This is a genomic window from Paenibacillus sp. OAE614 (assembly GCF_040546645.1).
Lineage (GTDB): Bacteria > Bacillota > Bacilli > Paenibacillales > Paenibacillaceae > Paenibacillus_AQ > Paenibacillus_AQ favisporus.
This window is the reverse complement of record NZ_JBEPOD010000001.1, coordinates 3,863,589-3,875,846: the sequence shown is the minus strand read 5'-3', so window position 1 is coordinate 3,875,846 and position 12,258 is coordinate 3,863,589. Positions and strand designations below refer to the sequence as shown.

General features: G+C 54.0%; 10 protein-coding genes. 7 read left to right on the top strand and 3 right to left on the bottom strand.

What is annotated here, in order from left to right:
- Window positions 1-70 precede the first annotated feature (70 nt).
- Window positions 71-1,324, top strand: a complete 1,254-nt coding sequence (locus ABIE48_RS17770) for a DUF445 domain-containing protein (RefSeq protein ID WP_192715403.1) — start codon at window positions 71-73, stop codon at window positions 1,322-1,324.
- A gap of 25 nt (window positions 1,325-1,349) precedes the next feature.
- The gene (locus ABIE48_RS17765) at window positions 1,350-2,258 is read left to right on the top strand and encodes an aldo/keto reductase (protein ID WP_192715402.1); all 909 of its coding nucleotides are present in this window, start codon (window positions 1,350-1,352) and stop codon (window positions 2,256-2,258) included.
- Window positions 2,259-2,391: 133 nt separating this feature from the next.
- Here the strand turns inward: ABIE48_RS17765 and def are convergent, their stop codons facing one another.
- Both def and ABIE48_RS17755 read right to left on the bottom strand, forming a co-directional pair.
- The gene (gene def, locus ABIE48_RS17760; RefSeq protein WP_192715401.1) at window positions 2,392-2,907 is read right to left on the bottom strand and encodes a peptide deformylase; all 516 of its coding nucleotides are present in this window, start codon (window positions 2,905-2,907) and stop codon (window positions 2,392-2,394) included.
- Between the two features lie 28 nt (window positions 2,908-2,935).
- Window positions 2,936-3,175, bottom strand: coding sequence for a helix-turn-helix domain-containing protein (locus ABIE48_RS17755; protein WP_192715400.1), 240 nt, complete (start codon window positions 3,173-3,175; stop codon window positions 2,936-2,938).
- Window positions 3,176-3,508: 333 nt separating this feature from the next.
- Here ABIE48_RS17755 and ABIE48_RS17750 point away from each other — a divergent pair, with 333 nt between their 5' ends.
- The 5 genes from ABIE48_RS17750 to ABIE48_RS17730 all read left to right on the top strand — a co-directional run bounded on the left by ABIE48_RS17750 (window position 3,509) and on the right by ABIE48_RS17730 (window position 11,162).
- Window positions 3,509-5,203, top strand: coding sequence for a M3 family oligoendopeptidase (locus tag ABIE48_RS17750; protein ID WP_192715399.1), 1,695 nt, complete (start codon window positions 3,509-3,511; stop codon window positions 5,201-5,203).
- A 319-nt stretch (window positions 5,204-5,522) separates the two neighbouring features.
- Window positions 5,523-6,683, top strand: coding sequence for a type III polyketide synthase (locus ABIE48_RS17745; protein WP_192715398.1), 1,161 nt, complete (start codon window positions 5,523-5,525; stop codon window positions 6,681-6,683).
- A complete protein-coding gene (locus tag ABIE48_RS17740) occupies window positions 6,670-7,404 on the top strand; it encodes a methyltransferase domain-containing protein (protein ID WP_192715827.1) in 735 nt (244 codons plus the stop codon). The genes ABIE48_RS17745 and ABIE48_RS17740 overlap by 14 nt, the downstream gene beginning before the upstream one ends.
- A 391-nt stretch (window positions 7,405-7,795) precedes the next feature.
- The gene (locus tag ABIE48_RS17735) at window positions 7,796-8,938 is read left to right on the top strand and encodes an NAD(P)/FAD-dependent oxidoreductase (RefSeq protein ID WP_192715397.1); all 1,143 of its coding nucleotides are present in this window, start codon (window positions 7,796-7,798) and stop codon (window positions 8,936-8,938) included.
- Between the two features lie 40 nt (window positions 8,939-8,978).
- On the top strand, window positions 8,979-11,162 hold the full coding sequence (locus ABIE48_RS17730) for an MMPL family transporter (RefSeq protein WP_192715396.1): 2,184 nt from the start codon (window positions 8,979-8,981) through the stop codon (window positions 11,160-11,162).
- On the opposite strand, the gene coaA is transcribed toward ABIE48_RS17730, so the two are convergent.
- Window positions 11,148-12,068, bottom strand: coding sequence for a type I pantothenate kinase (gene coaA, locus ABIE48_RS17725; protein ID WP_145024501.1), 921 nt, complete (start codon window positions 12,066-12,068; stop codon window positions 11,148-11,150). The two genes, ABIE48_RS17730 and coaA, sit on opposite strands and share 15 nt — an antisense overlap.
- Between the last annotated feature and the right edge of the window lie 190 nt (window positions 12,069-12,258).

The window sequence follows — 12,258 nt, the reverse complement described above, 5'->3', positions numbered from 1 at the left end:
AGCGTGATCGGTCATTGAAGCAAGTCGAATCGACGCCATCATGGTATACGTACATATGGGGGTATGCAGATTGAAATCCAAATATTTGGCCGGGTATTCCCTGGCTGTTATGGGTGCGGGCTTTCTCGTAATGCTTTTCCTGCCGCAAAATTCGTGGGTTAAGCTGCTGCTGGGAGGCTTTGAAGCCGGACTCGTCGGCGGATTTGCCGACTGGTTTGCGGTCACCGCCTTGTTTCGCCATCCGATGGGGATTCCGATCCCACACACGTCGCTGCTGCTTAAAAACCGCAACAAAATCGTCAATTCGCTCATTTCCGCATTGGAAACCGAACTTCTGAATAAGGAAAGCATCACGTCCAGGCTTCGGCAGATGAAGCTGTTCCAGTCTGTGTCGACCGGGCTGTTCAAGCTGATCCGGCGGAAAGAGGTCCGCACGAAGCTCCTGTCTTCGCTGGAGCAGGCCGTTCGCGAACTGCCGCTGGAGAAAGCGGCCCCGCACATCCGGGACATGGTGCTTCGGTACATTCATAGCCGGAACATCACCGAATTGTTAAACCGTGTGGTCAAAGAGACGGAAGCGCACCAGTTGGACGAGAAGGTATTGGACTACGGACTGCTGTACGCCGCAGAATGGGTGAACAACCCTGACAACGAAATGATGCTCGGCAAGCTGGCGCATGCCAAACTGGACGAGCTTCAGCTTGGAGGAATGAAGGGCTTTGCCGTTCAGGCCATGCTGGGCTTTATGAACGAGGAGAAAATGGGAGCGATTCTGAAGAAGCTGATCCTCTCGGCATTGCTTGAAGTGGCGAATCCGGAAAGTCCATACCGGGAACGGGTTGTCAAAGGCATCCGGGAGCGTTTGGCCCAAGTAGCCGACAGTCCGGAAACGGAAAGCCGCGTAAAGGGTTGGCTGGATGACAAGCTGAGCACTGAGAACGCGGAAGCATGGATTGCCGGCCAGCTGAACCATTTGCGTGAACGTCTGCTGCAGTGGATGGAAGCCGAACGGGAGCGCGGCGGGCGTATATGGATTCGTCTGTTCCGCTGGTGCTATGATTTGTTGCAATCCAAGGAAGAGTTAACCCACCGGTGGGAACAAGGGGTTCTGGCAATGATCGTTCAGCTGGTGGAATCCAATTATTATCGCATCGGCGTGCTGGTTCGGGAAAATCTGGACAAGCTGGACGATCAGTCGCTCGTCAACATGCTGGAGGAGAAGGTCGGCAGCGACCTGCAGTGGATCCGGGTCAACGGCGCGATTTGCGGTTTCGTGATCGGCATCGTGCTGAGCGCCATTCATTTGCTGATTTTAAATGGGTAATTCAGGGGAAGGACAGGTGAGAATAATGAAAAGGAACCAATTGGGAACCTCAGAACTGAACATCAGCGAGATCGGGCTGGGCTGCATGTCCTTGGGAACCGATGAGGCGCAGGCTGAGCGAATCGTTCACGCGGCGCTGGAGCGGGGCGTGAATTTTTTGGACACCGCGGATCTCTACGACAGCGGCAGAAACGAAGAAATTGTCGGTAAGGCGATCCGCGGACGCCGGCAGGACGTTGTTCTGGCGACGAAGGTAGGAAACCGGAGAATTCCTGGTCAAGAAGGCTGGGTATGGGACCCTTCCAAAGCGTATATCCGCTCTGCGGTAAAAGAAAGCCTTCGCCGCCTCCAAACGGATTATATTGATCTGTACCAGCTCCATGGCGGTACCCTGGACGATCCGATTGACGAGACGATCGAGGCGTTTGAGGAGCTGAAGCAGGAAGGCGTGATCCGCTATTACGGCATTTCGTCGATCCGTCCAAACGTGATCCGGGAATACGTAAAGCGTTCCGGAATCGTCAGCGTCATGAGCCAGTACAGCATTCTGGACCGCCGCCCAGAGGAAGAGGTGCTGCCTTTACTGGCCGATAACCATATCAGTGTCATCGCCCGCGGTCCGGTGGCTTCCGGTGTCCTGACCGAGCAGGGCGGAGCGAAAGTGGCGAAGGGGTACCTGGATTACAGCCCCGACGAACTGATCCAGATCCGCGAGCAATTGCAGCGCCTGGTCAAGAATGACCGGAGTATGGGGCAGACCGCGATCCGGTACGCCTTGGCAAATCCGGTCGTGGCGACGGCCATCGCGGGAGCAAGCTCCCTGGAGCAGCTGATCCACAATACTGCGGCTGAAGACGCTCCAACGCTCACTGACGAGGAGATCGAACGGATCCGCAGCTTTAGTAGAGCTAATCAGTATACAGCGCACCGTTAATAACATTATTTTTCTTTATATAAAGGAGCCGTCCCCGGGTCGCGAATGACCTCTGGACAGCTCCTTATTTTTTCATATGTGGGGGACTTATAAAGAAACTTTAAGGGATGTCAATAAGAGCATAGAAGTGCAGCTAAACGTTCTGAGTCAGCTTTAAGGCAGCCATCAAATCCGCTCTGCGTTCCGTCCGATTGACAAACAGCTCCCCGTTTTGGATATGATCGATGTACAAAATCCCGTCGAGATGGTCCATCTCATGCTGAATGCAGCGTGCCAAATAATCCTCTGCCTCCATCACAATCGTTTTGTCCTCACGGGTTAACGTACTGATCTTCACGTATTTCGCCCGCTTCACGATACCGGTATACCCGGGGTAGGATAAGCAGGCCTCCGGTCCGGTCTGCTCTCCGGCGTGTTCGAGCAGCACCGGATTGATCAGCTCAATGAGCCCGTCCCCGCAGTCCATGACGATCACCCTGCGGAGAATGCCGATCTGCGGTGCGGCCAGGCCGGCTCTGCCTTCTTCCGCGTACAGGGTATCCGCCATATCATCCAGCAGCTTGTGAATCCTCGGCGTTATTTCCGTAACGGGTTTGGCTTTTTTGCGGAGAATCGGGTCTCCGAAGGGAAGAATTTCTTTTTCCGACATGCTTGTTACCTCCAGTTTCAATAAACGTCTAGGCCCCTCTAACGTTCGATGGGGTATGATGCCATAAGTCGCTAGGAGTGCAGTCGAGAGTTGTGCACAGCGCATCCATCGTATCGGCCTTTATCTGCTTCGGATTGCTGTTCAGCAGGGCGCTGATCGAGGGGGGAGACAGCTCGTAGCCGGCTTTGTCTTTCAGTAGACGGGCCAGTGCGGCTCCCGTCCAAATTCCGCGTTCTGCCATCACTTGGCGCAGCATCCATATGAGCATCGCTTTCAAACCACCTTTGTATGTTCAGTATATGTATATTCAACCATTTAGGTGATGCCTAATATTTTTAGGTACGAACTAATATAACACAACCGATGGCAAAAGGGAAGAACGAGGATATAAGCATAAGGGCGGTTATTATTGGGCAATTATCGGAACCTAAATATGTATTCATCTGTAAAATATAGCCATTCCATGTAGGGAAGCTTGTAGAATTTTGACTAACGGGAAGTGCTTTCACGAACATTAAATTTTTTTTGACGTATCTGTTGTCTAAGCCTGATTCTCTAGTATAATGGTAACGAAAGCCAATCAAGAAGGGATGCGTGATGCATGAAGTTCAGCGAGTACGAATACAAGCGGCCAGACGTGAAAGAAATTGAACAACGGTTTAAACAACTGATCCAGCAGTTCGAGCAGGCGGCTTCCTTTGAAGAGCAGGACAAGGCCATGTCCGATATCAACAAGCTGCGCAGCGAATTCGAAAGCATGGCAGAGATTGCCGTCATTCGCCATTCCATCGATACGAACGATGAATTTTACAAGGCCGAACAAGAATACATCGATGAAGCGAGTCCGGTCTATCAAGAATACATAACCGATTATTATAAAGCGCTGGTAGAGTCCAAATTCAGAAGTGAACTCGAAGCCAAGTGGGGAACGCAACTGTTCAAGCTTGCCGAGCTGGCGCTTAAGGCCTTCCATCCGGATATCATCGAGGATATGCAGCTCAATAACAAGCTGGCCACCGAGTACAGTCAGCTGATCGCCTCTGCGAAGATTCCGTTCGAAGGCGAGGAGCGGACGCTGTCCCAGCTGCTTCCGTTTGAGCTGTCGCCGGACCGCGATCTGCGCCGGAGAGCGTCGGAGGCGAGATATTCCTTCATGGCGGAGCATGAGCAGGATTTTGACCGGATCTACGATGAACTCGTGAAAACCCGGACGCGCATGGCTCAAAAGCTCGGTTATAAAAATTACGTTGAGCTTGCCTATATTCGCATGAACCGTACGGACTATGACGCCGACATGGTGGCCAACTTCCGGAAGCAAGTGCTGGAACACATCGTACCCGTAGCCCAGAAGCTGAAGGAACGCCAGCGCGAGCGGATCGGTGTCGATTCCCTGCGGATCTATGACGACAATTTCAGCTTCAAGACCGGGAACGCGACGCCAAAAGGGGATGCGGACTGGATTCTGGAGCAAGGGAAGAAGATGTACGCGGAGCTGTCTCCGGAAACCGACGAATTTTTCAAATTTATGGTAGACCGGGAGCTGATGGATCTCGTCAGCAAAAAGGGCAAGCAAAGCGGCGGATACTGCACGTTTATCAGCAAATACGAATCGCCGTTCATTTTCTCCAATTTCAACGGCACTTCCGGAGATATTGACGTTCTCACGCACGAAGCCGGCCACGCCTTCCAAGTCTATTCCAGCCGTCATTATCAAGTACCGGAATACATGTGGCCTACGTATGAATCGGCCGAAATCCATTCCATGAGCATGGAGTTCTTCACGTGGCCGTGGATGGACAACTTCTTTAAGGAAGACACGGAGAAATACCATTTTGACCACCTGTCCAGTGCGCTTCTCTTCATTCCGTATGGCGTATCCGTCGACGAATTCCAGCACTTCGTGTATGAGAATCCTGAGGCGACACCGGAGGAACGCAAACGCGCTTGGCGCGAAATCGAGAAGAAGTATTTGCCGCACCGGCAGTACCCGGACAACGAATACCTGGAACGGGGCGGCTTCTGGCACAAACAGGGGCATATCTTCCAGGCGCCGTTCTATTACATCGATTATACGCTGGCGCAAATTTGCGCGTTCCAGTTCTGGAAGAAGATGAACGAGGACCGCGAAGCGGCTTGGGCGGATTACCTGAGACTGTGCCAGGCGGGAGGATCCCGTTCCTTTACTGGACTTGTGGAGCTTGCCGGACTGCAGTCGCCGTTTAAAGACGGCACCGTCGCTTCGGTAATCGGCGTCATTGAGAACTGGTTGAACAGCGTGGACGATAAAGCGCTGTAAAAATAAGTGATTGCGAATAAAAATGTAGAAAGCAGGCATTGGGGATGAGCCCTATGCCTGCTTTTTGTGTATGCCGTAATTTTAGTGCACACGTTTTCCGCTGACCGGAATCGGGTAAGCATCAGTAGCAGGAGGGTGGTTTTCCCTTTTAAGCCGGAGATTTCTGTACAAAGTGATTCATCCGGTTTATACCACCTAAAGCAGGCAAACAGGTATTTGTCCTCACGGAGCATATGCGTTATTACGGTGAATATACTTGTTCTAAGGCTTATGTGCGTAAATGGGACGTAAATGAATGAATGGAGGTGATCTTTTGACGATGATCAGTGAACATGTTGCAGGCAGGGCATTGATTCAGGGCATCGGTACGGCGCTTCCGCCTCACCGCCTTTGCCAGGATGACGTATTTGCCAAAATCGAAGCTTCGTTAAGGGAAGATCCCCACGCGCTAAGGTGGGCGAAAAGAATATTTAAGCAATGCGGAGTCCAGGTCAGGTACACCTGTGAGGAGGATTTCCTCAAACCTGCCGATCAGTGCACGTATCTGTCCACGGACAAGCAGCAGGCTGCCCCTTCGACCTCCAAGCGGATGGAGGTATACCGGAGAGAATCGGTTCCTTTGGCGGAGAAGGCGGCGGAAGAAGCCATGCGTGATGCGGGGGTGCAGGCTTCCGGAATCACTCACATTCTGACGGTAAGCTGTACCGGTCAATTTCTTCCCGGATTAGACACCGCCTTGATTCACCGGCTTGGATTGTCTGCGCGGATTCAGCGGATCCCGCTTACCTTTCAAGGTTGCGCTGCAGGTTTGAGGGCGATTCAGTTAGCACAGCAAATCGTGTCTGCCAGCCCGGCCGCGACGGTGCTCATCGTTTGCGTCGAACTGTGCACCATCCATTTGCAGCCTTCGGGATCCCGTGAAGCCTTGTTCGGCGCTTCATTTTTTGGGGACGGGGCTTCGGCATGTATCGTCAGCTCCAGTGAAGCCGACCAACAGGGAGGGTTCCAACTCGGCGGAGGACACTCTGTGCTCCTTCCGGATTCTGCTGACGAAATGATTTGGGAGGTCGGGGACACCGGTTTCGATTTATACCTCTCCCCCAATATCCCCAAGCTGCTCAGAACGTTTCTGCGGGATGAAGTGGACCGGCTGCTGGACGGAGGAGCACTTCCGCCGTTATGGGCGATTCATCCGGGAGGACGGGGCATCGTAGATGCCGTTCAGGATTTATTCGGGCTGGAGGACAGCCAGACCGAATTCAGCCGGAACGTGCTGCGGGACTTCGGGAATTTATCCTCGGCAACACTGCTGTTCGTATTAAAAGGGATGAGAGAGCGTTTGAGGGAACAAGGCGAGGGAGAACGGTCCGGAGTGGCACTGGCGTTTGGCCCGGGCTTGACTGCAGAACTCCTTCGATTTACGTATGTTCCTTCATTCGTTAAGAAACGGGAGTCAAGTTATGAGTATGCCGGCCTTTAAGCGGTTAAACCGGCGGGCCGTGGAAGAGGAATACATGGACGACTTCAGCATTGGCGGCGACGAGCTGCTGGAAGCGCTGCGCCATTTGCGACGACTGAACCGGATCTTTGGTGCTTCGTCTCCATCCTTATACGGGTTCAAGCGGTTGTGGCGTCAATCCGGCCGACCGGACAGGGTATCGGTGCTGGATATTGGCGCCGGCTCGGGAGATGTGAACCGCCGCATTCTGCGCTGGGCTGCCCGAAACGGGGTCGATGTCCGGATTACATTAGTGGACATTACGGAAGAAGCCTGCGAGGAGGCCAGAAACCTGTACCAGGGGGTACCGAATATTACGGTCAGACGCTGCGATTTATTTGACCTTCCGGAAGGCAGTGCAGATATCGTCATGTCATCGCAGTTCCTTCACCACTTTGACGACGTCCGGCTTCCCGAAGTGGTGGGGCAGATGCTGAAGACATCCCGTCTGGGCGTCGTGATCAGCGATATTCACCGGCACTGGATTTCGTGGTCCGCCGTTTGGGTCGTAGCGCACCTTGTTTCAGGCAACCGCTATATACGGCATGACGGGCCCCTGTCGGTAGCGAAGGGTTTCAAATCTTCCGATTGGATCAGGCTGAGACAGCGGCTGCAGGAGCGGGATGGGCAAGCGGACTTGCTGTACAACTGGAAGCCGTTATTCCGTTATGTGGCCGTTGTTCATAAAACGGGAAAAGTATAAGTACGTGTTCAAAAAGGTCGGTTTTCAGCACCGAAGTTTAAGCTTCCGATGTGTGTTTTTACAAAACACTTGAATTGGATGAAGCTAGGGACTGAGGAGCAGAGCTACACGTTTTCGTAGAAAACGACTTCGTAAGCATCTGCTTGTAGTGGGTACGTGAGCACCGGAAGGCCCGGCTGAATTCAAGATTCGATGCCGAATCAGCTTCCCGATTTACTTCGTGTTAGATATAGAATTTATTCGTTATCAGCAGAGCTGATGAAATTCTATATCGCAAGAAAACCTACATTTTAATCGCGGTCACTCATCCTTGATTGGCCTCGATTGGTTTTCTTATCAAAAGCGGACTTTTTGAACAACCTCAATAAAACAGCGAAAGGAGATGATTCCCATGCAGGACGCGGTCATAATCGGAGCTGGCCTTGCCGGCTGCAGTTTAGCTATTCGGCTGTCCGCCCAAGGGTGGAAGACCGTGCTCATAGACCGTCAGTATTTTCCCCGTCATAAGCCATGCGGGGAATTTCTGTCTCCGGAGGCGAGGGAGACGCTGGCCAGCCTTGGTGTAGCGGAAGCTGTCGAGCGAATGGAGCCGAATCCGATTCACCGGGCCCGCCTGGTGCTGAGGCATGGACAGGTGCTGGAAGCAGCGCTTCCCGGTACAGGCTGGGGCATCAGCCGGTATACGCTGGATGCCGGCCTGCATCGGGCCGCACGGGAGGCGGGCGTGGAAATACGGGACGCGACGACGGTCACAAGCATTCATGCCCGTGAGGATGGAGGCGGATATATCGTCGGGACCCGGACCGGCGGACTCAGCGATACGCTGGAAGCGAGGACGGTAATTGCCGCCTGGGGCTGTCACCGCCGGCCGGATTTGATCGATTATGAAGAAATGGGGCAGGACGGGCATGCCTACATCGGGATAAAAACGCATATGACCGGACTCGCAGGGACGGAAGCCGTGGAACTTTATCTGGTTCCCGGAGGCTACATCGGGATCGCTCCTGTGGAAGCGGGCACATATAATGTGGCCGCGCTTCTGCGGCGGGACCGGTTGAAAGGCGCGGGAGTGAAGATGAAGGAGCTGCTGGATTTTGCGGCAAGCGGCAATCCCCTGCTTGCCCGCCGATTGTCGGAAGGAACGCCGACCGACGGGACGATGATCTCGACAGCGCCGGTATATTTGTCCCGCCGACCTCAGCCCTGGCGGATGATACCGCATGCCGGAGATGCCTGCGCCATGATTCCGCCGCTCTTCGGAGACGGGATGAGCGCCGCCCTGCGCTCCGGCATTCTGTGTGCCTCGTTTGCCGACCGCTATTTGCGGGGCGAGCTTAGCGTGCAGGACTGGGAGCGGCTGTATACCGAGGCTGTACACCGTGAATTCAGCGGTATTTTGCGAAAAGGGCGCTATTTGCAGGCGATCAGCGGCCGGCCCTCTGCCGGAAGGATTCTGTCAGGCTTTGCCCGGCTGTTCCCGCCGGTCGCTGATTCATTGGTCAAAGCGACGCGGCTGAAGAACACGATGTTTTAGCTAGACTGCAGACCGCATGCCGACAGGAGGAGGGAATCGGGTGATTTACCGTTTCATAACCGGACTTGCTCTCCGCTATCCTGCGTGGGTGCTGGCATGCTGGACTGCGATGCTCGTCCTGTGCGGTTCGGCAGCGATATCACTGCCCTCCATCCTGAAGGATCACGGGCTGCGTACGGAGGGAACTTCCGCACAGGTCGAGCGGATCCTGTCGGAAGATTACCAACTCCCCCATGAACCGGCCGTTATCGTCTTCGAACGGGAGCCCGGAGCCTCCCGCGCTTCGTTTGAATCGGGAATCCGGACGGTATTGGAACATCTCCGGCGGGTGGACGGCAGCCTGACCGTCATTTCACCGCTGGAGCATGAGGGGATGATGGACAACCAGGCCGCCTATGCCCTGTTGGGGTTGAACACCCAGGATCAGACCGCCGGGACAGGGCTTGACGCCATTCGCTCAGCTTTGCCCGAGCCGCCCGGTGTGAAGATCACGCTGACCGGCAAGCCAGTCGTGCAGGACGATGTCAACCGGGCGAGTATGCATGACTTGAAGAGGGCGGAGCTGATCGGTCTGCCGCTGGCCTTTCTGATCTTGTTCTACGCGTTCGGCGGCTGGATCTATGCTCTCATCCCGATCGCAGCAGGATGCACGGCCGTGGGCGTTTCGATGGGGATTCTTTATTGGCTTGGGAGCGGCCTGCAGCTGGAGCTGTCCAACTTCGTGCTGAACGTCATACCCATGGTCGGCCTGGCGCTCGGCATCGATTTTGGACTGATTTTTGTCAGCCGCTTCCGTGAGGAATGGGGGGCATCCAGCGGCCGCGTGGAGCTGGCGCTGTCGGTCACCATTAGGCAGGCTGGCAGGGCTGTGCTCTATTCGGCCGCCTGCGTGATCCTGGGGCTCGTCGCCATTACATTCATCCGGATGCCGATGTTCCGTTCGGTCGCCATCGGGGCGATGGTCGTCGTTTTTGTATCGGCCTTGGTGAACTTAACGCTTGTCCCGGCCTTTTTGACCTTATGGTCACCGGTGATCCCGATTCGGCGGGGTTCCGCAGCGGCAGCAGCCACCTTCAAGCCCGGACTGATGCAGCGATGGACCCGCTACGTCATGCAGAGGCCTGTCCGGATGACGCTGGTGTCCGCAGCGCTTCTGCTGACAAGCATCCTGCCGATTCGCTACTTGCAGACCTCCGTTCCTGATGCCGCCTCTCTGCCGTCAAGCTATCCTTCACGGCTTGGTGCGGAACTGGTGGATTTCCGTTTCAACGCCCCCTTTACCTCAGTGATCCCGATGGTGGTTTTGGGACGCGGGGATGCTTTGTCGGCAGAGGAATGGAGCGCAGCTTACAAGCTGTGGCAAAGGTTGAAGACGGACCGGGATGTGCTCCGGGTTGACTCCATCTTTTCCAATATCCCCAAGTTCAGTGATCAGCCGGGGGGCTTGTTAAGCCCCAGAATGCTGCAGCAGCTGCCACAGAATACAAGTCAACCGTTCGTTCGTGAGGACAACCTGTTGATGTCAGTAACACTTCGGCCAGGCATGGATGATAAGCAAACCGAGGCATGGCTGCAGAAGTGGGAAATTCAGGGACAGAATGAGAGGGGTATTCGGATACTGATTGGGGGAGAAGCCAAGTACCGGCTAGAAGTAAGCGAAGAGATCAAAGCCAGGCTTCCTTCGGTGCTTTTTTGGATGGCTATAACCAATTTTGTGGTGCTGTTCGCAGGTTTTCGTTCGATCATCATACCGGTAAAAGCACTGCTGATGAACCTGCTCAGCCTTACAGCGTCGTTCGGGGTGTTGGTGTACTTTTTTCAAGATGGGATGCTGGGGGGCGGATCAGGCAGCATCGCTGTCATGATCCCGGTATTTATCTTCGGATTGGTGTTCGGGGTTAGTATGGATTACGGCGTTTTCCTGCTGTCCCGAATGACCGAGGTGTATCATCGCACAGGAAATGCGGAAAAAGCGATAGCTGCGGGACTCTCTTCCACGGGAAAAGTGATCACCTCAGCGGCAGCCATCATGATCGCCGTCACTTTGCCGTTTATCGCAGGGGACGTGGAAGGAGTCAGACAGCTTGGGTTCGGTATCGCTGCGGCGATCCTGATCGATGCGACCCTGATCCGCTTTATGCTCGTTCCAGCGTTAATGAAGCTGATGGGGCATGTCAATTGGTGGCTGCCGCATCAGCTTCGCCGCTGGTTATTTACGGAGTAACACCTGCTGGATCTGATGATCCGGCCCTTTTTTTAAGATGAGCTTGGCACGCGCCTTCGTAGGCAGAATGTTCTCCATTAAATTTTTCATATTGATCGTTCTCCAGATTTCCGACGCGTTCTGCACGGCTTCCTCTTCGGAGAGACCGGCAAATTTGTGGAAGTAGGACCTTGGATCTTGGAAGGCGGTATCGCGCAGCAGTTGGTAACGCTCGATATACCAGCTGCGGATATCCTGCTCCTCGGCGTCGATGTAGATCGAGAAATCAAAGAAGTCGCTGATAAAGACCGGCGCCTCCGTATTGACCTGAAGAACGTTAATACCTTCCAGTATGAGGATATCCGGCTGGTCGATCAGCTGCTCCTCGTCCGCCAGAATATCATAGGCCAGGTGCGAATAGACCGGGGCCTTCAGCGCAGGCTGTCCGGATTTGACGCTGCTGATAAACTGCATCAGTTTTTTGATGTCGTAGCTCTCCGGAAATCCCTTTTTGTTCATGATGCCTTTTTCCTCAAGAACGCGGTTCGGGTACAGAAAGCCGTCCGTCGTGACCAGATCCACGCGCGGATGCTCCTGCCATCTGGACAGCAGCGTTTGCAGCAGGCGTGCGGTCGTGCTTTTGCCTACGGCTACGCTGCCGGCGATTCCGATGATATAAGGCGATTTGGGCGCTCGGATGCCGGTGAATGTGTTCATCTTTTCTTGAAGCTGCTGGAAAGCACTTACATACAAATGGATGAGGCGGGTCAGCGGAAGATAAATGTCGCGCACTTCCCGCAGCGAAATTTTCTCGTTCAAGCCTTTGAGGCGTTCAAATTCCTCTTCCGTCAGCGGAAGCTTCGAGTCCTCTTGTGCCGCCTTCCAGTCCTTCCGGTCAAATGTATAATAAGGGGAGTATGTGTTCATGGTACACTCGCTTTCTAAACAAAGTAGGGCCATGCCAAACCAGCTCCTGTCGTTTCAAGAGTATGTAAACGGGAAATGAATCCCAAAATAAACTGTGACATTGCGCGTTACTAATGCGAACTGAATTATAGCATGTTAAGCGGCTTAAATAAACCTTAGGGTTAAAAATGGATACCAGAAAAACCGTTCA